This window comes from Chryseobacterium sp. W4I1, assembly GCF_030816115.1.
In the GTDB taxonomy this organism is placed as follows: Bacteria; Bacteroidota; Bacteroidia; order Flavobacteriales; family Weeksellaceae; genus Chryseobacterium.
Map to the genome: position 1 here is coordinate 4,458,705 of NZ_JAUSXQ010000001.1, position 25,959 is coordinate 4,484,663.

20 protein-coding genes and 1 riboswitch are annotated in these 25,959 nt (G+C 37.2%); of the genes, 18 read left to right on the forward strand and 2 right to left on the reverse strand.

The window, feature by feature from the left end:
* The first annotated feature begins 10 nt into the window (after window positions 1–10).
* From QF044_RS20815 to QF044_RS20830, 4 genes are all read left to right on the forward strand, one after another.
* Window positions 11–1,168, forward strand: coding sequence for a DUF4350 domain-containing protein (locus tag QF044_RS20815; RefSeq protein ID WP_307271556.1), 1,158 nt, complete (start codon window positions 11–13; stop codon window positions 1,166–1,168).
* A 68-nt stretch (window positions 1,169–1,236) separates the two neighbouring features.
* On the forward strand, window positions 1,237–2,268 hold the full coding sequence (locus tag QF044_RS20820; RefSeq protein WP_307271558.1) for a MoxR family ATPase: 1,032 nt from the start codon (window positions 1,237–1,239) through the stop codon (window positions 2,266–2,268).
* Between the two features lie 98 nt (window positions 2,269–2,366).
* Window positions 2,367–3,689 (forward strand): DUF58 domain-containing protein, encoded by a 1,323-nt coding sequence (locus tag QF044_RS20825; protein WP_307271560.1) that lies wholly within the window; start codon window positions 2,367–2,369, stop codon window positions 3,687–3,689.
* A gap of 75 nt (window positions 3,690–3,764) precedes the next feature.
* Window positions 3,765–4,184 carry an OsmC family protein gene (locus QF044_RS20830; RefSeq protein WP_307271564.1) on the forward strand — a complete coding sequence of 140 codons (420 nt, stop codon included), beginning with the start codon at window positions 3,765–3,767 and terminating at the stop codon, window positions 4,182–4,184.
* Window positions 4,185–4,243: 59 nt separating this feature from the next.
* Here QF044_RS20830 and QF044_RS20835 read toward each other — a convergent pair whose 3' ends face one another.
* A complete protein-coding gene (locus tag QF044_RS20835) occupies window positions 4,244–6,859 on the reverse strand; it encodes a glucosidase (RefSeq protein WP_307271566.1) in 2,616 nt (871 codons plus the stop codon).
* 185 nt (window positions 6,860–7,044) lie between these two features.
* A riboswitch (SAM riboswitch) is annotated at window positions 7,045–7,152 on the forward strand.
* Between the two features lie 60 nt (window positions 7,153–7,212).
* Between QF044_RS20835 and QF044_RS20840 the strand changes: the two genes are divergently transcribed.
* The 9 genes from QF044_RS20840 (at window position 7,213) to metF (ending at window position 17,681) form a co-directional block, all read left to right on the forward strand.
* Window positions 7,213–8,151: an alpha/beta fold hydrolase gene (locus QF044_RS20840; RefSeq protein WP_307271568.1), complete on the forward strand. Its 939-nt coding sequence runs from the start codon at window positions 7,213–7,215 to the stop codon at window positions 8,149–8,151.
* Between the two features lies 1 nt (window position 8,152).
* A complete protein-coding gene (locus tag QF044_RS20845) occupies window positions 8,153–9,691 on the forward strand; it encodes an NAD(P)-binding domain-containing protein (protein WP_307271570.1) in 1,539 nt (512 codons plus the stop codon).
* Window positions 9,692–9,803: 112 nt separating this feature from the next.
* Window positions 9,804–10,964 (forward strand): O-succinylhomoserine sulfhydrylase, encoded by a 1,161-nt coding sequence (locus QF044_RS20850; RefSeq protein WP_307271572.1) that lies wholly within the window; start codon window positions 9,804–9,806, stop codon window positions 10,962–10,964.
* Between the two features lie 17 nt (window positions 10,965–10,981).
* Complete coding sequence (locus tag QF044_RS20855; protein ID WP_307271575.1) at window positions 10,982–11,344, forward strand: four helix bundle protein; 363 nt, start codon at window positions 10,982–10,984, stop codon at window positions 11,342–11,344.
* 3 nt (window positions 11,345–11,347) lie between these two features.
* On the forward strand, window positions 11,348–12,373 hold the full coding sequence (locus QF044_RS20860; RefSeq protein WP_307271577.1) for a homocysteine S-methyltransferase family protein: 1,026 nt from the start codon (window positions 11,348–11,350) through the stop codon (window positions 12,371–12,373).
* Window positions 12,374–12,456: 83 nt separating this feature from the next.
* The gene (locus tag QF044_RS20865) at window positions 12,457–13,548 is read left to right on the forward strand and encodes a fatty acid desaturase (protein WP_307271580.1); all 1,092 of its coding nucleotides are present in this window, start codon (window positions 12,457–12,459) and stop codon (window positions 13,546–13,548) included.
* Window positions 13,549–13,554: 6 nt separating this feature from the next.
* Window positions 13,555–16,221 carry a methionine synthase gene (gene metH, locus QF044_RS20870; RefSeq protein ID WP_307271583.1) on the forward strand — a complete coding sequence of 889 codons (2,667 nt, stop codon included), beginning with the start codon at window positions 13,555–13,557 and terminating at the stop codon, window positions 16,219–16,221.
* Window positions 16,222–16,234: 13 nt separating this feature from the next.
* Window positions 16,235–16,693: a hypothetical protein gene (locus tag QF044_RS20875; protein ID WP_307271586.1), complete on the forward strand. Its 459-nt coding sequence runs from the start codon at window positions 16,235–16,237 to the stop codon at window positions 16,691–16,693.
* Between the two features lie 28 nt (window positions 16,694–16,721).
* Complete coding sequence (gene metF, locus QF044_RS20880) at window positions 16,722–17,681, forward strand: methylenetetrahydrofolate reductase [NAD(P)H] (RefSeq protein WP_307271589.1); 960 nt, start codon at window positions 16,722–16,724, stop codon at window positions 17,679–17,681.
* A 48-nt stretch (window positions 17,682–17,729) separates the two neighbouring features.
* Here metF and QF044_RS20885 read toward each other — a convergent pair whose 3' ends face one another.
* The gene (locus QF044_RS20885) at window positions 17,730–18,884 is read right to left on the reverse strand and encodes a hypothetical protein (RefSeq protein WP_307271591.1); all 1,155 of its coding nucleotides are present in this window, start codon (window positions 18,882–18,884) and stop codon (window positions 17,730–17,732) included.
* A gap of 89 nt (window positions 18,885–18,973) precedes the next feature.
* Between QF044_RS20885 and folE the strand changes: the two genes are divergently transcribed.
* The 5 genes from folE to QF044_RS20910 all read left to right on the forward strand — a co-directional run bounded on the left by folE (window position 18,974) and on the right by QF044_RS20910 (window position 25,889).
* Window positions 18,974–19,642 (forward strand): GTP cyclohydrolase I FolE, encoded by a 669-nt coding sequence (gene folE / locus QF044_RS20890; RefSeq protein ID WP_034725871.1) that lies wholly within the window; start codon window positions 18,974–18,976, stop codon window positions 19,640–19,642.
* A 98-nt stretch (window positions 19,643–19,740) separates the two neighbouring features.
* Window positions 19,741–20,082 (forward strand): DinB family protein, encoded by a 342-nt coding sequence (locus QF044_RS20895; protein WP_307271596.1) that lies wholly within the window; start codon window positions 19,741–19,743, stop codon window positions 20,080–20,082.
* A 119-nt stretch (window positions 20,083–20,201) separates the two neighbouring features.
* Window positions 20,202–21,668, forward strand: a complete 1,467-nt coding sequence (cysS, locus tag QF044_RS20900; RefSeq protein ID WP_307271598.1) for a cysteine--tRNA ligase — start codon at window positions 20,202–20,204, stop codon at window positions 21,666–21,668.
* Between the two features lie 250 nt (window positions 21,669–21,918).
* Window positions 21,919–23,085, forward strand: a complete 1,167-nt coding sequence (locus tag QF044_RS20905; protein ID WP_307271601.1) for a T9SS type A sorting domain-containing protein — start codon at window positions 21,919–21,921, stop codon at window positions 23,083–23,085.
* A gap of 149 nt (window positions 23,086–23,234) precedes the next feature.
* Window positions 23,235–25,889: a 4-alpha-glucanotransferase gene (locus tag QF044_RS20910; protein WP_307271604.1), complete on the forward strand. Its 2,655-nt coding sequence runs from the start codon at window positions 23,235–23,237 to the stop codon at window positions 25,887–25,889.
* Window positions 25,890–25,959: the final 70 nt, after the last annotated feature.

Here is a 25,959-nt window from a genome sequence, read left to right on the forward strand (position 1 = left end):
TTAATTAACCATGAACAAAACCTTCAAAATATATGCTGTGATATTCATCGTTGTGATGCTTATTCTGGCGTTGCTTGAAGTCAATAAAACTGAAACAACAGATTGGCGTAAAAATTTTAATATCAACCAGAAATCTCCGTTCGGCCTGTTTGTTTTTAATAATGAAGCGAAAGACCTGTTTAAAAATAATCTGAAAAGAATAGAACAGACTCCTTACGACTATTATAGCCAGCACAAAAAAGGAGCCCACAATATTATTGTCATTGAAAATGATCTGGATAAAGAATCCTGGAAGAAAATCCTGGACCAGGTCTCCAAAGGTTCAGATGCAATGATTATGGTAAGCAGCATTCCTAAAGATATTTCAGACAGTATTGGTTATTATGCTGCAGATATTTCTTTTGCAGAGGAGAATATAATGAAGCTGACGGATATAAAATATCAAAACGATTTTATTAAGTTGGATAAATTTCCATCCGGCAGAGGATTTTCATACATTAAGCCTAAGGTTGAAGTGCTGGGGAAAACAATCGAGAAAAATAACTCAGATCAGGCTAACTTTATTAAAGCAAGCTTTGGAAAAGGAACGGTGTATGTTCATAGTGAGCCTCTTTTTCTTACCAATTATTATCTTCTGAAGCAGGGCAGCATACAATACGCACAGGATGTTTTTTCGTATCTTCCGGATAAAGAGACGGTATGGTTTATAAAAAATGATACAAAAGTTTCCCGCTTTTTCATGAGATTCGTTCTGTCTAATCCTGCATTGAAATATGCCTGGTGGTTGCTGTTAGGAGGGCTTGTACTGTTCATTTTCTTTAATGCTAAAAGAAAACAGCGTATAGTTCCTGTGGAAGAGCCGCTGAGAAATACTTCAGTAGACTTTGTAAAAAGCATTGGAAACCTTTATCTTCAGGAAGGTGATTTTCACGATATGATGGCTAAAAAAGCTCAGTATTTCCTGAATAAAATAAGAATGGATCTCCTGATCGATACCCAGAATCTGGATGCGGAATTTGCCAAAAAACTTCATCTGAAAACAGGAAAACCTATGGAAATGATCAACGAAGCTATTTCCCTAATCAGAAAAGGAGAGGATCCCTACGCCAATGTGATGAAAGAAGACCTCATAAAAATGAATAAACTTCTCGACGATCTATTACAATAATGACAGTGTCCAAAGGGACAATTTAATAAAAGACAGAACAAAGCCGATCAGATAAAAAACAAAAAATTATGGAAAACCCTGAAAACGAAAATACAGAAAATCAAAGTTCTATCAATCTCAATAAAAATGAAGATCAGTTTCAGTCGAGAATTGATATGATTGAGCTTCGTACCAGTTTAGATAAAGTAAAAGCTGAAATAGCCAAAGTGATTGTTGGCCAGGAAAGCATGGTTGAGCATCTTATCGCAGCCCTTCTATCAAACGGACATGTCCTGATTGAAGGTGTTCCCGGGGTAGCAAAAACCATTACGGCGAAACTGCTTGCTAAAACGATTGATGTAGGGTTCAGCAGAATCCAGTTTACACCTGATCTTATGCCTTCGGATATCCTGGGTACTTCTGTTTTCAGTGTAAAAAATTCAGAATTTGAATTTAAAAAAGGCCCGATATTTTCCAACTTTATATTAATTGATGAGATCAACAGATCGCCTGCAAAAACCCAGGCTGCCCTGTTTGAGGTTATGGAAGAAAGACAGATTACAATGGACGGAACCCGTTATGTTATGGATGAACCGTTCCTTGTTGTAGCGACCCAAAACCCTATAGAACACGAAGGAACCTACAGGCTTCCCGAAGCGCAGCTGGACCGTTTCCTATTCAAAATCACTGTGGGATATCCTAATCTTGAGCAGGAGATTGCTATCATCAGAAATCAGCATGAAAGCAAAAAAGAAGATAAAACAGAAGGCATAAACCGGGTTATTACTGCTGCGCAGCTGAAAAACTATCAGCATCTTGTAAAAGAAATCATTGTAGAGACTCATCTCATGGAGTATATCGCCAAAATTATCGTCAATACAAGAGAGAACCAGTTTTTATACCTTGGGGCCTCTCCAAGAGCTTCATTGGCACTGCTTACAGCATCCAAAGCCTTTGCGGCGCTTAGAGGAAGAGACTTTGTTACCCCTGAAGATATCAAAGAAGCAAGTTATGCCGTATTAAGACACCGGGTAATCGTTTCTCCGGAAAGAGAAATGGAAGGCCTGACTGCAGATGAAATTATACGCCAGATCTTAGAGGGAATAGAGATTCCCAGATAGGTTGTAGTGATTTGGATGTAAGGAACAGAAGACTGCAATAGTTGTTTCACCAAAATTAATCCCTGATTCCTAAATCCTATCCCCTAATCCCTTAAAAAATGAAAAACCTATACATCAATACACGATTTTTCTTTGCGCTCATCGGAGTGGGAATAGTGTATGTCCTTGCATTTTTCTTTCCTGTTCTGATGTGGGTGGCTCACATTGTTCTAATCTTGTGTTTTCTGGCAGCAATGGTAGATTATCTTTTATTGTTTAATCAAAAGAATGCGGTGCTTGCCCAAAGAATACTTCCGGAAAAGCTGTCCAATGGTGATGAGAATTTTGTGAAGATTGATATTAAAAATAATTACAGCTTTAAGATCAGTACAAAGATTATTGACGAAATTCCGTTTCAGTTCCAGAAAAGAGATTTTTTAATTACAAAAGATATTGAATCCGGTAGAAATACTTATTTCCAATACAGCCTTGAACCTAAAGAAAGAGGAGAATACAGCTTTGGAAACCTGAATATATATGCTTCTTCACCATTAGGATTTATCTCAAAAAGATTTAATTTCCAGAAAGATGCCATGCTGCCTGCCTATCCATCTTTTGTGCATCTTAGAAAGTATGAACTGATGGCGCTACAGAGTGAATTTATGCTTGGCGGAATTAAAAAGATCAGAAAGCTGGGTCATACCATGGAATTTGAGCAGATCAAAGAATATGTCCCCGGAGATGATATCAGAACAATCAATTGGAAAGCTACGTCTAAGACCAACCGTTTGATGGTCAATCAGTTTCAGGATGAAAAGTCACAGCGTATTTTTATCCTGATTGATAAAGGAAGAACGATGAAAATGCCTTTCAATGGTCTTAGTTTGCTTGATTACTCCATCAATGCTGCTATGGCTTTGTCCCATATTATCCTGAAGAAAGGGGATCGTGCCGGAATGATGACTTTTTCCAAAAAGACTGAGAATAAAATAGCCGCAGAAAATAAGTCCGGACAGCTGAAAAAGATCTCGGAAGCACTCTATAATATTAAGACCGATTTTTTTGAAAGTGATTTTAACCGCCTTTATCAGGATGTGAAATATTCACTGAACCAGCGAAGTCTGGTACTGCTTTTTACCAATTTTGAAACATTGGACGGATTAAACCGGCAATTAAAATACCTCCGTGGTATTGCCAAGAATCACCTGCTCGTTGTTGTATTTTTCAAAAACTCAGAATTGCAGACGCTTATCCATAAAAATCCGGAAAGTATGCAGGAAATCTATGATGAGATCATCGCTGAAAAATTTGAATTTGAAAAGAAGCTGATCATCCAGGAGCTTAGGAAATATGGAATTTACACCGTATATACTCTGCCTGAAAATTTAAATATTGACGTTATCAATAAATATCTTGAGATAAAAGCCCGGGGAATTTTATAATTTTGCACTGATAATAAATCTAAAGGACTCAGGTCATTCTGAAACGGGTCAAAGAATCTTACAATACAATTTAAAATGAAAATAACACTAAACAGAATAAACGACGATTTTTTATTTGAATGTACCAATTCCCAGGGAAATTCCATTCTTTTGGATAATACTTCACAGCCGGGAGCTAAAGGGGTATCTCCAATGGAAAGCGTTCTGATGGCAGTAGCCGGATGCAGCGGAATAGATGTGGTTTCTATTCTGAAAAAACAACGTCAGGAAATCACAGGTTTCCAGGCAGAAGTTGAAGGAGAAAGAATTCAGGTAGAAGATGCAAAACCTTTTAAATCGATCAAGGTGAAATTCCTTTTGGAAGGAAACATAGATCCTACTAAAGCATTAAAAGCAGCACAGCTGTCTTTTGATAAATACTGCTCCGTATCAAAAACTTTAGAGCCGAATGTAGAAATTGGGTATGAAGTGCTTGTGAATGGAGAAAAAATTTAGATATTTTTTTAATTGAATATAAGCGGCCGGCCCATTTGGGCTGGCCGCTACCATTTATACTAGACTGTTAATCTCGGTTTCATAAGCTTGGCAACCGTTGCTGTCCATCCTGTCTGATGAGAAGCACCAACGCCGCGGCCATTGTCTCCATGGAAATATTCAAAGAAAGTAATATAATTCTTAAAATGTTCATCATAATTAAACTTGGCATTTCCTCCGTTGAAGGGTCTCTGCCCGTTCTCATCTTTTAAAAATATTGAACAGAGTCTGCGGCTGATATTTTGTGCCACTTCATCCAGATTTTTCTTCTCGCCGCTTCCGGTTGGGAATTCCACTTTCAGGCTATTGCCATAATAAAAATGAAAACGCTGTAAACTTTCCACGATCAGGAAATTGATTGGGAACCAGATTGGGCCTCTCCAGTTGCTGTTGCCCCCGAACATCCGGCTGTCACTTTCAGCTGGAGTATAGTATACTACATTTTCTGTACCGTGAACTGAGAAAACAAAAGGAGTTTCCTCATAAATTTTAGACATCGCACGGATTCCGTAGGAACTTAAAAATTCACTCTCATCAAGCATTCGCCTTAAAACCTTAGTCAGTCTGTTCTTACGTAAAATACTCATCAGGTGCTTTCGGCCCTGTCCTTCCTCATCCCAGTGGGAAACAAGTTTCGTAAGTTCCGGCTTATTTTTTAAAACCCAATCCATTCTTGCCTGGAAATTGGGCATTTTATCCAGTAACTTATGATCTATGATTTCCACGGCAAACATCGGGATCAGTCCTACAATACTTCTTAATTTCAAAGAAACACTTTCTCCGTTACCCAACTGCAAAACATCATAGAAAAAGCCATCCTCTTCATTCCATAACCCTTCTTTTCCTTCCCCTAAATTCTCCATTGCCTCTGCGATATACAGATAATGCTCAAAAAATTTAATCGCCATATCCTCGTAAACCTGGTAATATTGAGCTAATTCCATAGCAATACGCATCATATTAAGTGCATACATAGCCATCCAGCTGGTTCCGTCAGCCTGTTCCAGATGCTGTCCGTCTTTCAGTACCATATTACGGTCGAAAGCCCCGATATTATCAAGCCCCAGGAAGCCTCCACCAAAAATATTGTTACCGCTTTTATCTTTTCGATTGACCCACCAGGTAAAATTCAGGAGAAGTTTCTGAAAAACTTTTTCAAGAAATAAAAGATCTGGTTTACCGTTTTGTTTTTCATCAATTTTAAATACCCTGAAACAAGACCATGCATGTACCGGTGGATTCACATCGCTCAGATTCCATTCATAAGCGGGAAGCTGACCGTTCGGATGCATATACCATTCCTTCGTCAGGAGAAGAAGCTGCCCCTTTGCAAATTCAGCATCAATAATAGAAAAAGGAACACAGTGAAATGCCAGGTCCCAGGTTGCATACCACGGATATTCCCATTTATCTGGCATAGAGATAATATCCTTATTGTGAAGGTGGTTCCACTCCGTATTTCTTACATATTCATTGAAATTTCTTGGTGCCTGATGATTAGGGTCACCTTTCAGCCATTTTCCAACGTTATAGTGATAGAACTGCTTATTCCAGAGAAGTCCAGCAAAAGCCTGTCTCTGTACATTTCTTTCATCTTCATTTGTGGTTTCATTCTGAATCTCCTGATAAAATTCGTTCGTTTCAGTAATTCTGTTATTAAAAATCTCATCAAATCTTTCAAAAGGTTCATCAACTTCATCCGGACACAACCTGAAATCAAATGTTTTAGACTGTCCTGCACCAATAATTTCATCAATGATAAAAGAAGCCTTAGTTCCCCTTTTTTCAGGATTCACCGTATTGCTCCCGTAAATGATATGGTCATTGATTCCATCCTTAAAGTAAGTATTTCCCGGGTACGGACTTCCGTATAATTTAGGAGTGTTGGTTTCATTTTCACAGAAAGCGCTTTTCGCTGCCAGATTTCTTGAATAAAATTTCTTAATAGAAATACTGTCATGATTTACGTCTATACATCCATCATAAGAAGCATTCAATTGTGCCTTGTACGAATTGTAGCCCCATTTCCAGTTATTCCTGAACCAAGCTGTAGGTGCTATGACGATCGGGGCATCCTGTTTACTTCGGTTATGAACCGTTACCCTTGCCAGAATATCATTGTGATCGGCCTTACAGTATTCAATAAAAATATCAAAATACTCATCGTTATCAAAAATTCCGGTGTCAAAGATCTCGTATTCAGGTTCCTTTTTACTACGTCTTCCGTTTTCTGCCACAAGATCATCATATGGAAATGCATTGATAGGATATTTGTACACCATTTTCATATAGCTGTGGGTAGGTGTATTATCCAGGTAATAGAAGATCTCCTTGATATCCTCGCCATGGTTTCCCTGAGGATTGCTCAGTCCGAAGAAACGCTCTTTTATTATTTTGTCCTTTTTATTCCAAAATGAAAAGGCAAAACAGAAAATCTGCTTTACATCAGAGATGCCTGCGATCCCTTCTTCGCCCCATCTGTAGGCGTAGCTTTCTGCATTGTTGTGATTGGCGTGATGCCAGGCATTCCCGTCCGGACTGTAATCTTCCCGTACGTTTCCCCATTGCCTGTTACTTACATAAGGACCCCAGTTTTTCCATTTTATATCTTGTAATCGCTCTTTTTCAGCACTCATATCTCATCATTTTTCAGTACGAAGGTAGTTTTTTTGAAAAAAAATTCCAATTCCTTTCATCTGAATAATTCTTAATATAGCTCTGAAACACTTGTAATTGTGGGCTTTTTTAATATTAAATATTTTTTTTGAAAAATTTAAAAGAAAACACCTATCTTTGCAGAGCGTTCATTCAAATATTGAAAATGTTATCAAGAAAGGTTGAGGGATTAGACCCTATGAAACCTTAGCAACCCTTTGTGCAAGCAAAGAAGGTGCTACGTTCTACCAAATTTATTTTGGACAGATAACTTACTGAAGTTCTTTTCAGCCATTTCCTGTGGCATTTTCAATTGTATTAAATAATAATAGAATTGAAAACAGAACTAAACTATATTAATCTTTCGTATCATACTCATTCCCAAAAGGAATACTATATCCCGTTGAGCTACCAGCTCTTCGGGAAAGACCTGTTTACAGCACCCATTATACTGATCAATCACGCCCTGACCGGAAATTCAAATGTTTCCGGAGAGAAAGGATGGTGGAAACAGCTGATTGGTGAAAATCAGATCATTGATACGACTCAATATACCGTTCTGTGTTTCAATATTCCCGGAAACGGATATGATCATTTTTTAATTGATGAATACGAAGATTTCACCCCTTCAGATATTGCAGAAATATTCCTGAAAGGTCTCGAAGCTTTACATATCAAAAAATTATATGCCATTATTGGAGGATCTCTAGGAGGCGGGATCGCTTGGGAGATGCTGGCCAAACAGCCACAGCTTGCAGAGATATTTATTCCTATTGCCTGCGATCTTAAGACCCACGATTGGCTTCATGCACAGTGTCTGGTTCAGAAATTTCTGCTGAACGGAAATGATGAACCCCTGCAAAAAGCCAGGATTCATGCTATGTTGTGTTATAGAACTCCTCAATCCTTAAACGATAGATTTCAAAACAAATATCATCATCAGAACCATCGGTTAGAATCAGAAGACTGGCTTCTTTACCATGGAAATGCATTGAACGAAAGATTTAGTTTAAAATCTTATAAGCTCATGAATCATTTGCTGATGAATATCAATACTGAAGAAAATCAGCTGGAAAAGATCACTGCACGAATGCACCTGATCGCTGTAGATACAGATCTATTCTTTCCCGCCTCAGAAATCCGAATGTGCTTTGAACAGCTGAGAGAGAGAAAAGAAGAGGTTTTCTATCACGAGATACAGTCAATTCACGGGCATGATGCCTTCTTAATGGAATACAAACAATTAAATAATATCATAAAAAATATTTTGTAGAATGAAAAATGCTAACGAAATTAAGTTTTTAAAGAACAGATCAATTATCAAATTTGAAGGGGAAGATTTCTTAGGTGAAATCGGGATAGACGGAAGAATTTTCAAAGCGCTTACCTTGGCACGTATCAGTGTAGGAGTGATCTCCCAACAAGCAATTGAAAATGGAATCTCTATTTTGGTAAATGAAGCAGACGCCGAAAAAGCCGTAGCCTGTCTGATTGATGAATTTGTGGAAGAAAGAAGATCAGGAAAAGTTTCACAGATTTACAGCATCAATAATGTTTCCGTACTTGGTTTTGTAGCGGAAGATTTCAATAAAGTTCTTGCCGAGCTTGCCAGAAATAATGTTTTTCCACTTCTTTTAAACCAGGTTTCAAGTGAAAAAAGAGTCAATATTGTCGTGACTTCCTCTCAGGATGAAAAAACGAAGAATGTTATTGAATCTGAAATTTTCAAAAAGCCAAAAACCGTTCATCTGGCTATTATCGGTCATGGAAATGTAGGAAAGACTTTAATTGAACAGGTTTTACAATCTTCAGAAGAAATCAAAAGACGTAAAAAAATAGACCTTAAAGTAGTGGCAGTAGCCAATTCAAGGAAAATTGCTTTTAATAAGAAAGGGTTTAATGCAGACTGGAGCGATGAGGTTTTAACAGCGGAACATCCATCTAATGTTCAGGAACTCATCAATTTCTCGAAAGAAAACCAGCTGGAAAACCTGATCGTAGTAGATAATACAGCAAGCAAAGATTTTGTGAAAAACTATCACGCTCTTGCTGAAAACGGTTTTGACCTTGTTTCTTCCAATAAAATTTTTAATACGCTTCCGATTGAAGAATACCGTCAACTAAGATATACGTTGAGTAAAAATAACAGACGCTATCTTTACGAAACGAATGTAGGGGCGGGACTTCCGTTAATTGATACCATCAAATTATTACACCTTTCAGGAGAAAATATTACAAGAATAAAAGGAGTGTTCTCAGGATCATTAAGCTATATCTTCAATAATTTCTCTGTAAGAAATGATAAATTCTCAACCATCATCGGAGAGGCAATGGAAAAAGGCTTTACAGAACCCGATCCCCGTGAAGACCTGTCAGGAAATGATGTGGCCAGAAAACTTCTGATCCTTGCCAGAGAATTAGACCTGATTAATGAATTCCAGGATATTAACATCCAGAATTTAATTCCGGAAAATCTTCTGGCAGTAGAAAAGAATGAATTTATCGCAAGACTGGATGAACTGGATGAAGAATACCAAAGAATTAAAGAAGGTCAGGAGCCTGGACACGTACTCCGTTATGTAGGTGATCTTCACGGCGATCTTCAGAAGGATAAAGGCCAGCTCGATGTGCAACTGATTTCTGTACCGGGAAGCTCCGCATTAGGCCAGTTGAAAGGTTCAGACTCAATTTTTGAGATCTATACAGAAAGTTATGGAGAAAACCCAATTGTAATAATGGGAGCCGGAGCCGGAGCCCAGGTAACGGCAAGAGGTGTTTTCGGTGATATCTTAAGAGTAAGTGAAACAAAATAATTAATGTAACAATATAACAATATAACAGTTTACCAATGATTATTATATCCGAGCGAAGCGAAGAATTTTATTGTTTCATTGATACCCTGTTCCATTGGTAAATTAAATATATATGGAAAATTTCGAAACCACCGCAATAAGAACTCAGACTGAAAGAACGCAGTTTGATGAACATACAACACCATTATATCTTACGTCTAGTTTTATATTTCAGGATGCAGAAGATATGAGAGCAAGCTTTGCTGAAGAAAAGCCTAAAAACCTTTACAGCCGTTTTTCAAATCCAAATGTTACGGAGTTCACAGATAAGATTTCGAAAATGGAAGGTGCAGAATCAGGATATGCATTTGCAACAGGGATGGCTGCCATTTATTCTACGTTTGCTGCCTTATTGGATGCCGGGGATCATATTGTAAGCTGCCAGTCCGTTTTCGGATCTACACATACTCTGTTTACAAAGTATTTTCCAAAATGGAACATTGAAACATCCTATTTCAAAGCCGGCGATGCAGAGAATGTAGAACAATATATTAAACCCAACACTAAGATCTTGTATCTTGAAACGCCCACCAATCCAGCCATTGAAATTCTTGATCTGGAGTTTTTCGGGCAAATTGCTAAAAAGCATAACCTGATATTTATTGTAGATAACTGTTTTGCAACACCTTATCTTCAGCAGCCTATTAAATATGGTGCAGATATTGTTGTTCATTCTGCAACAAAGCTTATTGACGGTCAGGGAAGAGTTTTAGGAGGAGTAGCTGTAGGAAAAGCTGATCTGATCAGAGAAATTTATCTTTTTGCTAGAAATACAGGCCCGGCAATGTCACCATTTAACGCATGGGTACTTTCAAAAAGCCTGGAAACCTTGGCGATCCGTGTTGAAAAACATTGTGAAAATGCATTGAAAGTAGCTGAGTTTTTAGAAAATCATCCCAATGTGGAACTTGTAAAATACCCATTCTTACCATCACACCCAAGCTATGAAATTGCCAAAAAACAAATGAAGCTTGGGGGAAATATCGTAGCATTTGAGATTAAAGGAGGAATAGAAGGCGGAAGAAACTTCTTAGATAAAATAAAAATGTGTTCCCTTTCTGCCAATCTTGGAGATACCAGAACTATTGTGACCCATCCTGCATCAACTACGCATTCAAAGCTTACTGACGAAGAAAGAAATGAAGTTGGGATTACAGCAGGCCTTGTGCGATGCTCAGTAGGCTTGGAATATGTAGATGATATCATCGCAGACCTGAAACAAGCTTTAGATTAATTGATCATTGAAAGGTTATGTACAAGAACAGAGATTATGCACAGCTGGAAGTTTGGATTGAAGGGAGGAAATTGGTTGTTTTGGTAGAAAGTTTTACCAAAAAGCATCCTAAAAAAGAATTATCTGATTTATCTGGCCAAATCAGGAAAGCTGCTGCTTCGGTTGCTCTTAATATTGCGGAAGGAGGTAGAAAACAGAATTCGGAAGAAACATTGCAATTTATGAATAGTGCCGTAGAATCGCTGTATGAACTTGAAAATCAACTTAATTTATCCCTGGAAGAAAACTATATTTCTAAGAAGGATTTTGGGAAGGTCAATTCAAAAATTCTTTTGTGTAAAAAGTTAATCGGCGGATTTATCAATTATTATAAGAAATAGAAAATGAAAAATAATATACAAAACGCTCAGTCATCGCTCAATGCTCAGCTTGAAAAAAGAATTCTCGTTCTGGATGGAGCCATGGGAACCATGCTTCAGCGTTATAAATTTGAAGAGGAAGATTACAGAGGAGAGCGTTTCAAAGACTGGGAGCATCCGGTGAAAGGAAATAATGACCTGCTTTCTCTCACACAGCCTCAGGCAATTGAGGAAGTCCATAAGAAATACCTGGAAGCAGGAGCAGACATTATAGAAACCAATACATTCTCCGGAACTACCATTGCGATGGCAGATTACCACATGGAGGAACTGGTATACGAGCTAAACTATGAGTCAGCGAAAATTGCCAGAAAAGCATGTGATGAATTTACAGCTCAGAATCCTGATAAGCCCAGATTTGTTGCAGGTTCCATAGGACCTACTAACAGAACAGCAAGCTTAAGTCCGGATGTAAACGATCCGGGATACAGAGCAATTACTTTTGAAGAATTAAGATTAGCTTACAAACAGCAATGCGAAGCTTTGCTTGATGGTGGTTCGGATATTCTTCTGGTAGAAACTATCTTTGATACCCTGAATGCAAAAGCAGCTCTTTTCGCGATTGATGAAATACAGGAGGAAAGAAATATAAAAATTCCGATCATGGTTTCCGGTACCATTACAGATGCGTCAGGAAGAACCCTGAGCGGGCAGACTGCAGAAGCATTCCTCATTTCAGTGTCACATTTAAACTTACTTAGTGTAGGTTTCAACTGTGCATTAGGTGCTGATCAGCTTACCCCTTATCTGGAAACTTTAGCACACAATTCTGAATTCTTTGTATCAGCTTATCCCAATGCCGGTTTACCCAATGCTTTCGGAAAATATGATGAAACGCCGGAAGATATGGCGAGACAAATCAAAGAATATGTGGAGAAAGGATTGATCAATATTATCGGCGGATGCTGTGGAACCACACCTGATCACATCAGAGCTATTGCAGATCTGGTAGCAGAATATTCTCCAAGAAAATTGAAAAAATTTGTCTGATTTAATAGATTTTTTTAATTAAAATATGGGGTAAGTGCTTGATTATAAATGTTATCTTTAAATAAGTCACAAAATTTAACATTATGGAAAAGCCAAGTTACTTGAAAAATTCAGAGGATATAAGACTTTTTAATGAACTAAGAAAAAAAGTGAATCAGCGTTTAGAGCAAATTCCTGAAAACAGGGATATTTATATACAGATCAAAGCGGTTATCCTGCCTTTGGTCTATTTTGCATTGTATTTCTTTGCTTTATTTAATGCTAACAAATCCTGGATGTATATCGGAAGCTTTGTTTTAATGGGGATTTTCTTGGTGCTGATTTATTTAAACCTGATCCATGAAGCGGCCCATAATAACATTTATAAAAGTAAAAGACTAAACTCGATGGTACTGCATATTTTTGATTTTGTAGGAGCCAATTCATACATCTGGAAAAAAAGACATATTGCCAGCCACCATGCTTATCCTAATGTAGATGGATGGGATACGGACATAGAGCAGAGTGGTGTGCTTTTGATTGTCCCTTGGGTTAAGGCAAAACGCGTTCAGAAGTTCCAGCACCTTTTCTTCTTTTTGGTATATCCTCTTTACCTGTTTAATTGGATGTTTATCCGGGATTTCAGGGACTTTTTTGATAAAGAAAGAGTGATTTTAAAGACACAGGGCTCAATTCCTGTGATTGAAAAAATAAAAATGGTGATCTACAAACTGTTCTATTTCTTTTATCAGATTGTAGTTCCTGTTCTGTTCTTTAAAGTATCTATAGGTTTGGCTTTGGGGGCTTGGGGACTTCAGGTGATTGCTGCGAGCATTTTTGCACTGTTCGTATTGTTGCCTTTACATCCGCTTCCTGACAATGCTTTTCCAAAGTTGGATACAAAAAACGGACTTCCCTTCAGCTGGCTCCGTCATCAGTTTGAGGTGACCAATGATTTAAAAGAAAATAACTGGCTGGTGAGAAATGTTTTAGGAAACTTTAATTTTCATGTGGCCCATCATCTTTTCCCGAATTATAGCTATATGTACTATAACGAGATCACAGACGAGATTGAAAAATTTGCAGAAGAACACAACTTAGCCTATAAAAGATTTCCAATTTTTACTGCTTTAGGCAAGCATGTAGACCTGCTGCGGCAGAATGCAAACAATGCCTATTATATTTTAGAAGAATAAAAATTAATGAAATATTTAAGATTATCAGGCCTTGAGCCCCTTATTATAACACCGGAAAGTAATTTCATCAATGTTGGTGAGAGAACCAATGTTGCCGGTTCCAAAAAATTTTTAAGATTAATTAAAGAGGAGAAATTCTCTGAAGCACTTGATATTGCCCGCCACCAGGTGGAAGGTGGGGCGCAGATTCTTGATGTCAATTTTGATGACGGATTGATTGATGGTAAAGCTTCCATGATCAAATTCCTGAACTTAATAGCTTCCGAACCCGATATTTCCAGGATTCCACTGATGATAGATTCATCAAAATGGGAAATCCTTGAAGCCGGATTACAGGTAGCTCAGGGAAAATCTGTTGTCAATTCCATCAGTCTCAAAGGAGGTGAGGAAGAATTTATAAAGCAGGCCAAAGCCGTCAAAAGATATGGTGCTGCAGTTATTGTCATGGCCTTTGATGAAGATGGACAGGCTGATAATTATGACAGAAGAATTGAAATTTCAAAACGGTCGTATGATATTTTGGTTAATCAGATTGGTTTTCCTGCAGAAGATATCATTTTCGATTTAAATATCTTCCCTGTTGCCACCGGAATGGAAGAGCATAGAAGAAATGCAATAGATTTCATTGAAGCGACAAGATGGGTAAGGAAAAACCTTCCTTATGCATCTGTGAGTGGAGGCGTAAGCAATGTTTCCTTCTCGTTCCGTGGAAATGATACCGTGAGAGAAGCGATGCACTCCGTATTCCTTTATCATGCTATCCAGGCCGGAATGAATATAGGGATCGTAAATCCGGCTATGCTCGAAGTCTATGACGAGATCAATAAAGAACTTCTGGAACTTGTGGAAGATGTGATCCTTGACAAAAGGGAGGATGCTACAGAAAGACTTTTAGATTATTCCGAAAGACATAAATCCGTCAAAAAAGAAATCGTTGAAGATCTGGAATGGCGGACAAAACCTTTACAGGATAGAATTACCCATGCTTTGGTTAAAGGAATCGACCGTTTTATAGAGGAAGATGTGGAAGAAGCCAGACAGCAGGCCGAAAAACCACTCCATGTCATTGAAATTAATCTGATGACCGGAATGGGCGTTGTGGGAGACCTTTTCGGAAGCGGAAAAATGTTCCTTCCACAGGTAGTAAAGTCTGCAAGGGTAATGAAAAGGGCAGTGGCCTATCTTCAGCCTTTTATTGAAGATGAAAAAGACGGCTCAAGACCAGCCAACGGTAAAATTCTGATGGCTACCGTAAAAGGGGACGTTCATGATATTGGTAAAAATATTGTGAGTGTTGTGCTGGGTTGCAACAATTACGAAATTGTGGATCTCGGAGTAATGGTTCCTGCCGAAAAAATCATCCAGGCTGCCATAGAACATAAAGTAGATGTCATTGGATTAAGCGGGTTGATCACGCCAAGTCTTGATGAAATGGTGTATATCGCTTCGGAATTAGAAAGACAGAACCTTAATTTTCCATTGCTGATTGGTGGCGCAACAACCTCAAAAGCACATACCGCTGTAAAAATCGATTTAAAATATAAAAATGCAGTCGTTCACGTTAATGATGCTTCCAGGGCAGTCAATGTGGTGAGCTCATTGCTTGGTGACAGAAACAAAGAATATGTTTCAGAGTTGAAAGACGAATATTCTGATTTCCGTGAAAAGTTCCTGAACAGACAGGTTGATAAAGATTATGTTTCCATTGAAGAAGCCAGAAAAAGTCATTTTAGTATCGACTGGGAAAACGAAGATATCTTTACACCGAATAATTTAGGTGTCAAAGTTTTTGAAGATCAGGATCTGAGAGAACTGCTTCCGTTTATCGACTGGTCGCCATTCTTCAGAAGCTGGGATCTTCACGGGAAATACCCGAATATCTTAGAAGATGAGGTAGTAGGGGCTCAAGCCAAAGAATTATTTAAAGATGCGCAGGTCATTTTAAATAAAATTCTTGATGAAAAAAGACTGCAGGCAAAAGCTGTCTTTGGAATTTTTAAAGCCAATTCCAATGAAACGGATGATATCCTGATTTTTGACGAAAATAATGAAGAACAGGCCAGATTTCTTACATTAAGACAGCAGGCACAGCGTTCAAAAGGAAAAGAATATTTAGCATTAAGTGACTTCATTGCTCCACAAAGTTCCGGTAAAACAGATTATGTAGGAGCATTTTGTGTGACTACCGGTTTCGGGACAGATGAATTCGCTGAAGAATATGAAAAAGCTAATGATGATTATAATGCCATCATGGTAAAAGCCCTTGCCGACAGATTCGCAGAAGCTTATGCCGAATTTTTACACAAAAAAGTAAGAACAGAATATTGGGGATATGCCAATCAGGAAAGTCTGAGCAATGAAGATCTGATCGCTGAAAAATACAAAGGAATCCGTCCTGCACCGGGTTACCCTGCCTGTCCTGATCATTTGGAAAAGAAGACCATCTGGGATCTTTTAAAAGTAGAAGAAAATACAGGTGTTTTCCTTACCGAAAGCCTCGCCATGTTCCCAACGGCAGCAGTTTCTGGATATTATTTCGGAAGCCCACATGCAAAATATTTTGGTCTTGGAAAAATTACAGAAGACCAGCTCAAGGATTATGCAGAGAGAAGAGGAATTTCTTTCCAGGAAGCAAAAAAATGGCTAAACCCCAATTTAGCAGATGGAATTTAAAAATAATATTTATATGATGATATTATCACTTTTCCTTATTTGTATTTCGACAATTGTTTTCGGACAAAGTTATTCTGTAAAAATTAACAACGATCATTTGAAAGATACAGGATACTTTACACTGTCGGTTACAAATACTGGAAGCGGATCATTCAAAATTCCAAAGAAAATTGATTTATGTAATATTCACTTGATTGAGTTGGAACTATTCAATAACAAAACTCAAACTTATGAAAAGATGAGTCTTGCAAATAAAGATATAGATTGCTTCAAACCAGATAAAATGAAAAATTTAAAAAGTAACAAAACTTTTAAATATAAAGTAAACATCAAATCTGATTTTGAAGTATTGGAAAACGTGAATTTTTTTGAAGAACATAATAATTTGAAGTACCGATTTAAAATAAGTTTTCCGCTAAATAACTATAAAAATTGCGAAAATTTAATTACAGATTGGATTTACAAAAACTGATAAAATTTTTTTAAGTAATTAAACTAGAATGAAGATCACTGAACACATAAAAAATGCAAACGGGAAAACCCTATTCTCCCTGGAAGTCGTTCCGCCCCAGAAAGGAATTGGAATCGAAGATTTGTACATCAATATAGATCCGCTTATGGAGTTTAAGCCCCCTTTTATTGATGTCACCACTTCCAGAGAAGAATATATTTACCTAGACAAAGGAAATGGACTCATGGAACGCCGTATTACCAGAATGCGTCCCGGAACCTTAGGGATTTGTGCGGCAATCCAGCATAAATATAATGTAGATACCGTTCCCCATCTTCTGTGCGGAGGCTTTACCAAAGAAGAGACAGAATACCTTCTGGTAGATTGTATGTATCTGGGAATAGATAATATCATGGCTTTGCGAGGAGACGCTATGAAAGGCCATCAGTACTTTGAACCTACACCGGGAGGCCACGCGAGTGCCATGGATCTTGTTCATCAGATTAATGATCTGGGAAGAGGAAAATACCTTCACAATGATGAAACAATCTGCGATGAACTTAATAAATTTTGCATAGGAGTAGCTGGCTATCCTGAAAAACATATGGAAGCACCTTCTATGAATTATGATCTGAAATGGCTGAAACAAAAAGTAGATGCCGGAGCAGATTATATCGTTACCCAGATGTTTTTTGACAATAAAAGATTTATTGAATTTGTGACAAAAGCCAGAGAAATGGGAATTACCGTTCCTATTATCCCGGGGATCAAACCTATCGCCACCAAAAAGCATTTAAAAATTCTGCCACAGATATTCAAGATTGATCTTCCGGAAGACCTGATCAATGAGGTGGAAAAGGCTAAAAACAATGATGCTGTAAAACAGATCGGAGTAGAGTGGGCGATCAATCAATGCAGAGAACTTTTGGATTTTGGAGTTCCTGTGCTGCACTTTTACTCCATGGGGAAAAGTGATAACATAAAAAAAATAGCCGGTGAGCTATTCTAATAGAGTCAAAGTGAAAGGAGCCCTGCTGATCAACAGCAGGGTTTTTATTTAAAGCATTGGATGCCTTTCAAATTCCTTATCACGATCAAATAAATATCGGTACGTAGCCAGCTTCCTGGTAACAGTTGTATCAAGACTCTCTGCTATTTTGATCATTTTAGGATTGAAATCTCCTATCCATTGAAGTTCTGTAATTTTAAAATCCGTATGTTTTCTCAGATGCTGTGTTCCTTCCCAGATCATATAGCCATCGATCCCTTTTTTCTGCCATTCCGGAACGACACCGAAAACAAGGCCTACCATTTTTTCATTTTTCGTGAATTGTTTTATCCACAAAAATTTAAGCCTTTCCACAATACCGAATTTACCGTTCAGATATTTAAACCACTGATTCACATCAGGAAGATTCATCCACATGGCAATGGGCTTCTCATTTTCGTAGACAAACCATGAAATATGTTCATTAATAATGGGCTTCATCGTTTGAAACATTTTCAGAACCTTTGTTTCTTCCAGCTGTTTACCTTCACCGTGCGCTGCCCAGGCCTGATTATAAACTTCTGTGAAATCTTTGGCAAATTTTGGAAGATTGTTCTTTTTCATAGGTCTTGCTGAGATCGCAGGATTTCTGCTGTGTTTCGTATGCATTAATGTGAAAATCCTTGATACTTCAGCAAAAATAGGTCGTGAAAAGCACAACTGTTCAAAATACATTTTGAAACCATAGTTTTTAAACAACTCTTTATAATAAGGGAAATTATAATTCATTCCATAAAGAGGTTCACCGAAGCCTTCAATCAGAAGTCCCCAGAATTTATCCCGTTCCCCAAAATTGATAGGCCCATCCATTGCCTCCATACCTCTTTCCTGAAGCCATGATTTACAGTGGTCAAAAATAAAATCTGCGGTTGTTTGATCATTAATGCAGTCAAAAAATCCTATTCCTCCTGTTAGCTGATTTTGTTCATAATCATTGTTAATAAAAACAGCGACCTTTCCTACTGTTTTAGCCTGCTTGTTTTTAAACAAAAACCGAGTGCATATACCATTTTTAAACGTTATATTTTTTTCAGGATCAAATATCTCATTGATCGTTTTGTCTAAAGGTCTTATATAGTTTTTGTCGTGCAGGTAAAGTCTTGCGGGAAATTCTAAAAATTCCTTTTTTTGGTTTTCGTTCTGCACTTCTTCGACAATAATCATAGGCTAATTTGAGAATGGATAATGTTTTTCGTTCAAATTGAAATCGATGAACAGATTTTATCCGTATTTTTGTTGCAAATTAAATAAAAATGGTTGATTTTACCGATAACGACGATGATATTTTCACTGGAAAAGAACATACGCCTATTAGGAAAGATGCATTTGATAAATCGCCACAGGAAAAAATAGAAAAAATCACCGAACTTTTCGGTGAAATTATGGAAACACTGGGGATGGATATGACGGATGATTCTTTAAAAGATTCTCCGAAGCGTGTTGCCAAAATGTATGTGAATGAAATTTTTGGAGGACTTCTTCCTGAAAATAAGCCGGGAATTTCCACTTTCTCCAATAAATATAAATACCGTCAGATGCTGGTGGAAAAGGATATTACCGTTTATTCTTTCTGTGAACATCATTTTCTGCCGATCATCGGAAGAGCCCACGTTGCCTATATTTCAAACGGCGAAGTGATTGGCCTTTCCAAGATCAACAGGATTGTGGATTATTATGCAAAAAGACCGCAGGTTCAGGAAAGACTGACGATGCAGATTGTAGATGCTTTGAAAGAAGCACTAGGCACCAAAGATGTAGCCTGTATTATCGATGCAAAACATTTATGTGTCAACTGCAGAGGAATAAAAGATACAGCGAGTTCTACTATTACAGCAGAATTGAGTGGTATTTTCAGAACCAATCCCATCACCAGACAGGAATTCCTCCATTATGTGGGAAGCCATGCTAAACTTGATTATTAGTAAATAGATGAACTATCAGATTCTTAAAGATATTGTTGATGCCGAGCTTCAGAGATTTGAAACCATTTCTGAAGAAGATTGGAACTATAAAATTTCACTTGAAAAATGGTCTAAAAAAAGAAATTTTAGGTCATCTTTGTGATAGTGCACTTACCAATATCAGAAGATTTGTAGTGACTCAGTATAAAGAAAATGACAATATTGTTTATGATCAGGATTTTTGGGTGAAAGCGCAGAATTATCAGAATATTCCGGTTTCAGAAATTATTAGTCTTTGGAAATCTCTGAATTTTCAGATCGTTTATACCGTAGAAAATATTCCGGATGAAGCCTTGAAAAGAACCTGTGATACAACAAAAACGGTTCCTCAGGCCTTTACATTAGAATATATCATTCAGGATTATATTGATCATCTTCATTATCACTTAAAAGCAATTTAATAATGGTAATATTTAAAAAAGTTTCAAATAAAATTTTTCTCACAACAATTATTTGTTGTGGATAGAATTATTTTAACTAATTTTTAAATCTTAATCATTGAATCTTTTAATTTAAAAAAATGCAATTAAAATTATATAACTCCCTCACAGCAGAAAAAGAAATATTTAAACCCATTTTAGAAGGAAACGTCGGTATGTATGTCTGCGGACCTACCGTCTACAGCAATGTGCATTTGGGAAATGTAAGAACTTTCCTTTCCTTTGATTTTATCTACCGTACCCTGATCCACTTAGGGTATAAAGTAAGATACGTAAGAAATATCACCGATGCAGGGCACCTTACAGACGATGGAAATGTAGAGAACGACAGATTCGTGAAACAGACTCGTCTGGAAAAACTGGAACCTATGGAAATTGTACAGAAATATACCGTGGATTTTCATAAAGTTTTGGAAATGTTCAACCTGCTTCCTCCGAATATCGAACCTACAGCAACAGGTCATATCGTAGAACAGATCGAGCTTACACAGAAGCTTATTGAGAAGGGTTTTGCATATGAAAGTAACGGTTCTGTTTATTTTGATGTTCTGGAATACAATAACAGGGGCTTGAACTATGGCGAACTTTCAAAACGTAATATAGAAGAGCTTTTTGCAAATACGCGTGATCTTGACGGACAGGGCGAAAAGAAAAATCCACAGGATTTTGCCTTATGGAAAAAAGCATCTCCTGCTCACATTATGAGATGGAACTCCCCTTGGGGTGAAGGTTTTCCGGGATGGCACCTTGAATGTACTGCTATGAGCACAAAATATTTAGGTGAAAAATTTGATATCCATGGTGGCGGCATGGACTTGAAATTTCCGCACCACGAATGTGAAATTGCACAGGGAAAGGCATGCAATGATACAGCTCCAGTGAACTACTGGATGCATGCCAATATGCTGACGATGAATTCCCAGCGTATGAGCAAATCTACCGGGAATTATATTCTTCCAATGCAGCTGGTAACAGGAGAAAATGACTTCTTTGAAAAACCTTTCCATCCTACCATCGTACGTTTCTGCTTCCTGCAGGCACATTACAGAAGTGTGCTGGATATTTCCAATGATGCGATGATTGCTAGTGAAAAAGGTTTTATCAGATTAATGGAAGCTATTAAAGTTTTAAACGCTGTTACTCCGGATAATGAAAAACAGTCTGGTTTTGACCTTAAGGAGTGGAAAAATAAAGCTTATGATGCTTTAACAGATGATTTTAATTCTCCGATTCTGATTGCTCATTTATTTGAAGCTGTAAAATACATTTTCGCTTTAAATGATGGCAAAGAAACAATTTCTTCGGAAGATCTTGAAGACTTAAAATCAACTTTGAATGCTTTTGTATTTGATGTTTTAGGGCTTCAGAATGTTGAAGAAAACAATAATGAGAAACTTGACCAGACTTTAAAAGTTTTAATAGAACTAAGGAATCAGGCGAGAAAATCAAAAAACTTTGACCTTTCAGATCAGATCAGAGACAAGCTGCTTGCTGAAGGTATTGAATTAAAAGACGGAAGGGACGGAACAACCTACGTTCTGAATTAATCTTCAAAATACAAATATAGCTCCCGCAGATCGCGTGGATTATACAGACTATAAAGCCTGTTGTAATCCATGATCTGCGGGAGTTTTTTATATAAATGGGTTGGCTGTTTTAAGTGTTAATTATCATAATATCAACGTTTGAACAAATTGATTGTAAATGTTATGTAAATAGTATTAATTTTTTATGATTCTATTTGTAAATTATGTAACTTAGTTGTATTAATCATTACGAATCTAAATTCTACATTGTATGAAAAAACATTTATTCCCTCTTTTCCTGCTGTTATTTGGTGCGCATGCCCAGGCGCAGCAGGATTTTTTTGCCATTGCCGGAAAAGATACGTCCAGTATTATTTTTAGTGATTTTCGGGTGATGGATGTAACAAACGGCACTTCCGGTGAAAAAATTTTTACGGCTGATACAGTTGCAAAAGTATTTTCACAGGAGAGAAAAGGTACTATTTCGGAAGATAGAAATTCTTATGGTAATTCTCAGTCGATTACCATGGCAGCTCTGGCTTATGACCCGTTGAATAATAATCTGGTGTATATGCCTATGTTTTCTTCCAATATTTACATTTTAAATGCAAAGACAAAAGAAATTACGCTGGTAGACAATGCAGTATCAAAAGTAACTTCTTGTGACATCAATTCTCATATCACAAGAATGACAGCCGGATATGACGGAAATATTTATGCGCTTAATAATGCAGGAACCCAGTTGTTGCAAATCAGCAAAAAAGGAAATCAATATGGTGTCAGCGATCTTGGGATTATTAAAGATAATCCTTCAAACGGAAAGAATTCCTTTACGGCAATGGAAACCGGTTTTGGCGGTGATATGATTGCTGATGCTGAAAACAATTTCTATGTTTTTTCTGCTTCAGGAAATGTTTTCAAGGTGATGACTAAAGAATTAAAAGCCAAATTTACAGGTAAAATATCAGGTCTTCCTGAAAACTATTCCGTGAATGGTTCCGCAGTGAATGCTAAAGGAAAAGTGGTAATTGCAAGTGCTAAAGGAGATGCTTTATATGAAGTAGACCTTGTGACACTACAGGCCAAAGCTCTTCCAAGTGGAGAAAAACCGCATATTTATGACCTTGCGAGTAAATATTTTGCCAACGATAAAAAATCTGCAGTAAGTACATTAGTTAAAATTGATATTTATCCAACAAGAGTTGATGAGCGTTTGATCAACGTGAATGTCAATGATAAAAATGTAAAAGGAAATCTTAAACTCAGCATTTTCGACCTTTCGGGAAAAAGTGTAATGAATCAGGATCTTTCTGTAAAAGATGGCTCACTCAACCAGCAGATCTATTTGAAAAACCTGATCAATGGAGCATATTTGGTAAGTATTACAAGTGAAGCCGGAAAAATACTCCTAAGCAAAAAAATTCTGGTTACAGAATAAACAGCCTGGATCTTGACATAGATTTTTATTTTAACTCTAATAAAACCTAAAACCTTTTCAACTTCTTTTGGAAAGGGTTTTTAATGATTATTTGATTTCAATAAGTTTTATTTTTCGAGATTAAAATGTATTTTTATAAAAAAATATAGATGAAGCTATACTTTAATGTAGGATATAATGCAAAGGCCGGACAGAATCTGCAGCTGCTGATTGTAGGTGATGAAGGTGCTGCCGCCCAAACTCATATCCTGTTTTATGCAGATAACGGCCTCTGGAAATGTGAGGTAGATTATTTCTCAAAATCAATTTCCTATAAATATCAGCTCACAGACGAAAAAGGGAATGTCCTGAGAGAAGAATTTGTCCTGCATCATCTTAATTTCCCCCACAATTACAAGGAGTTTATTATTTTTGATGAATGGAGTAATAAAAATTTCCCTGAAAATTATTTAAATAATAAGATACTTTATAATAAGCTCAATCAGTTTGTTCCTGAAAAAGCAGTTGTTTTAAAAAAGCATACGCATTTATTCAGGATTGAAGCCCCGGTCTATAATCCGGACTGGAAAATTGTATTGTTCGGCAATACGTCTTCTTTAGGAAACTGGAATTATGCAAACGCAATTCATCTGTCGCAGACTGATTTTGGAATCTGGGAGGCTTCCGTTGAAATTCCTGAAAAGGAGCTTATTCAATATAAATATTGTATTTACGATAAAAAAGAGGGACGTGTCATTGATGTTGAGACCGGTGAGAATAGATTTACCTTTGCCAATCCACTTAATGATGTTCTGCAGATTGTTTCCAATCACTATTTTAGGTTCAAATCGTACCAGATGTACCATGATGCCGGAGTGGCAGTGCCGGTTTTTTCTTTGAGGAGTGAGAACGGCTTTGGGGTAGGAGAGTTTTCAGATATTAAAAAGCTGGCTGATTGGACAAGCGAAACAAATCTGGGAATTATCCAGATCCTTCCGATCAATGATACGACTGCTAATTATTCCTGGACAGATTCTTATCCTTATGCCGCAGTTTCTGTTTATGCTCTCCATCCGCAGTATATTTCACTGGATAATCTTGATTTTGCTTTACCGGAAGAATTAGTTTCTGAATATCATTCTGAAAAGGAAGCACTGAATGCCCTTGATCTGATTGATTATGAAAAAGTAATTGCTAGTAAATGGAAATATTTAAAGGCAGTTTTCAATATTGAAAAAGAAAAGATTTATAAAGACAGAAATTTCAAAAAATTTATAAAAGACAATGATCACTGGCTGATTCCTTATGCCGTTTTCTGTGTGCTGAGGGATAAATATAAAACCCCGAATTTCAACGACTGGAAAACCCACAAAAAATATATCGCCGGAAAAATTTCACAGTTTTTTACTGTCAAAAGTAAAGACTATGATGCTTCCATGCTGCATGCTTGGGTGCAATATCAACTTCATTTGCAGCTGAAAGATGCTGTGGATTATACGCATAGTTTAGGCGTTTCGTTAAAAGGTGATCTTCCGATCGGGATCTTCCGGTATTCTGTAGAAGCCTGGACAGAACCTGAGCTTTTCGGAATGGATTTCCAGGCGGGTGCACCGCCGGATCAGTTTACGGAACTGGGTCAGAACTGGGAATTTCCAACTTACAATTGGGAAGCAATGAAGGCAGATGATTACCAATGGTGGAAGAACAGATTCAAAGCATTGGAGCAGTATTTTGATGCGATGAGGATTGATCATATTTTAGGGTTTTTCAGAATCTGGAGAATGCCTATCTCTGCTACTCAGGGGATTTTAGGGTATTTTTATCCTGCGGTGCCTGTCGTTATAGATGAATTTAAAGCAAGACATATCCCATTTGATTTTAAACGTTATTGTACCCCTTTCATTAATGACAGGGTTCTCTGGGAATATTTCGGGGAAGAAAGTAATAAAGCACTTGAATTTATTAACAATAATAATGATGGTACTTATTCATTTAAAGAAGAATTTGATACCCAGAGAAAACTGACCGATTTTTTCAAGAAGAACCCAAAAGGTACTATTGAAGAAAAGCTTGTTTCTCTCTGTGCTAATGTTTTGTTTCTGACTGAGGAAAGAAACGGGGAAACGGTATATCACCCTAGATTTAGTGTTTACAATACTGATTCTTATAAATATCTTCCTGAATGGGAGCAAAAAGCGATCTATGATCTGTATCACGATTATTTCTTCAGAAGACAGGATTATCTCTGGTACGAAAAAGCGATGGAAAAGCTGCCTGTTATTCTGAATGCTACAAAAATGCTGATCTGCGGTGAGGATCTGGGAATGGTTCCTGCCTGTGTACCTGTTGTAATGGATGAGTTGGCTATTATTGCTCTGAAAGTACAGCGTATGCCGTCAGATAATATTCCGTTTTATAATCCTAAAAATGCAGATTATATGAATGTAGTTACCGCTTCTTCCCATGACAGTTCAACGCTGAGACAATGGTGGAAAGAGGATTCTGCTTTGACACAGAAATATTTTAACCAACAGCTGATCCAATATGGAAAAGCGCCTGAAGAAATGGATTCTCATCAGGCAGAGATTATAATGAAACAGCATCTTTATAATGATGCAATGCTGGCAATTTTCCCAATCCAGGAATTTCTGGCAACTGATCCTGAACTTACCAATCCTGATATGGATAATGAAAGGATCAATAATCCTGCGGTATTTCCTCATTACTGGCGTTACAGAATGCATCTGAAGCTTGAAGATCTTAAAGAAAAGCAGAACTTCAATGAAAAAATTGCCTATTGGATAAAAGATAGTGGAAGGTTGTAAATTTAACACTTGATTATCAAACAGTTAACTATAATTTAAAAGAAGTTTAATCTTGGGATTTAACTTCTTT

What these genes read in the sequence shown, in the direction of transcription:
- QF044_RS20815 (WP_307271556.1), top strand. Translation starts at nt 11, where the DNA reads ATGAACAAAACCTTCAAAATATATGCTGTGATATTCATCGTTGTGATG.
- QF044_RS20820 (WP_307271558.1), top strand. Translation starts at nt 1,237, where the DNA reads ATGGAAAACCCTGAAAACGAAAATACAGAAAATCAAAGTTCTATCAAT.
- QF044_RS20825 (WP_307271560.1), top strand. Translation starts at nt 2,367, where the DNA reads ATGAAAAACCTATACATCAATACACGATTTTTCTTTGCGCTCATCGGA.
- QF044_RS20830 (WP_307271564.1), top strand. Translation starts at nt 3,765, where the DNA reads ATGAAAATAACACTAAACAGAATAAACGACGATTTTTTATTTGAATGT.
- QF044_RS20835 (WP_307271566.1), bottom strand. Translation starts at nt 6,859, where the DNA reads ATGAGTGCTGAAAAAGAGCGATTACAAGATATAAAATGGAAAAACTGG.
- QF044_RS20845 (WP_307271570.1), top strand. Translation starts at nt 8,153, where the DNA reads ATGAAAAATGCTAACGAAATTAAGTTTTTAAAGAACAGATCAATTATC.
- QF044_RS20850 (WP_307271572.1), top strand. Translation starts at nt 9,804, where the DNA reads ATGGAAAATTTCGAAACCACCGCAATAAGAACTCAGACTGAAAGAACG.
- QF044_RS20855 (WP_307271575.1), top strand. Translation starts at nt 10,982, where the DNA reads ATGTACAAGAACAGAGATTATGCACAGCTGGAAGTTTGGATTGAAGGG.
- QF044_RS20860 (WP_307271577.1), top strand. Translation starts at nt 11,348, where the DNA reads ATGAAAAATAATATACAAAACGCTCAGTCATCGCTCAATGCTCAGCTT.
- QF044_RS20865 (WP_307271580.1), top strand. Translation starts at nt 12,457, where the DNA reads ATGGAAAAGCCAAGTTACTTGAAAAATTCAGAGGATATAAGACTTTTT.
- metH (WP_307271583.1), top strand. Translation starts at nt 13,555, where the DNA reads ATGAAATATTTAAGATTATCAGGCCTTGAGCCCCTTATTATAACACCG.
- QF044_RS20875 (WP_307271586.1), top strand. Translation starts at nt 16,235, where the DNA reads ATGATGATATTATCACTTTTCCTTATTTGTATTTCGACAATTGTTTTC.
- metF (WP_307271589.1), top strand. Translation starts at nt 16,722, where the DNA reads ATGAAGATCACTGAACACATAAAAAATGCAAACGGGAAAACCCTATTC.
- QF044_RS20885 (WP_307271591.1), bottom strand. Translation starts at nt 18,884, where the DNA reads ATGATTATTGTCGAAGAAGTGCAGAACGAAAACCAAAAAAAGGAATTT.
- folE (WP_034725871.1), top strand. Translation starts at nt 18,974, where the DNA reads ATGGTTGATTTTACCGATAACGACGATGATATTTTCACTGGAAAAGAA.
- cysS (WP_307271598.1), top strand. Translation starts at nt 20,202, where the DNA reads ATGCAATTAAAATTATATAACTCCCTCACAGCAGAAAAAGAAATATTT.
- QF044_RS20905 (WP_307271601.1), top strand. Translation starts at nt 21,919, where the DNA reads ATGAAAAAACATTTATTCCCTCTTTTCCTGCTGTTATTTGGTGCGCAT.
- QF044_RS20910 (WP_307271604.1), top strand. Translation starts at nt 23,235, where the DNA reads ATGAAGCTATACTTTAATGTAGGATATAATGCAAAGGCCGGACAGAAT.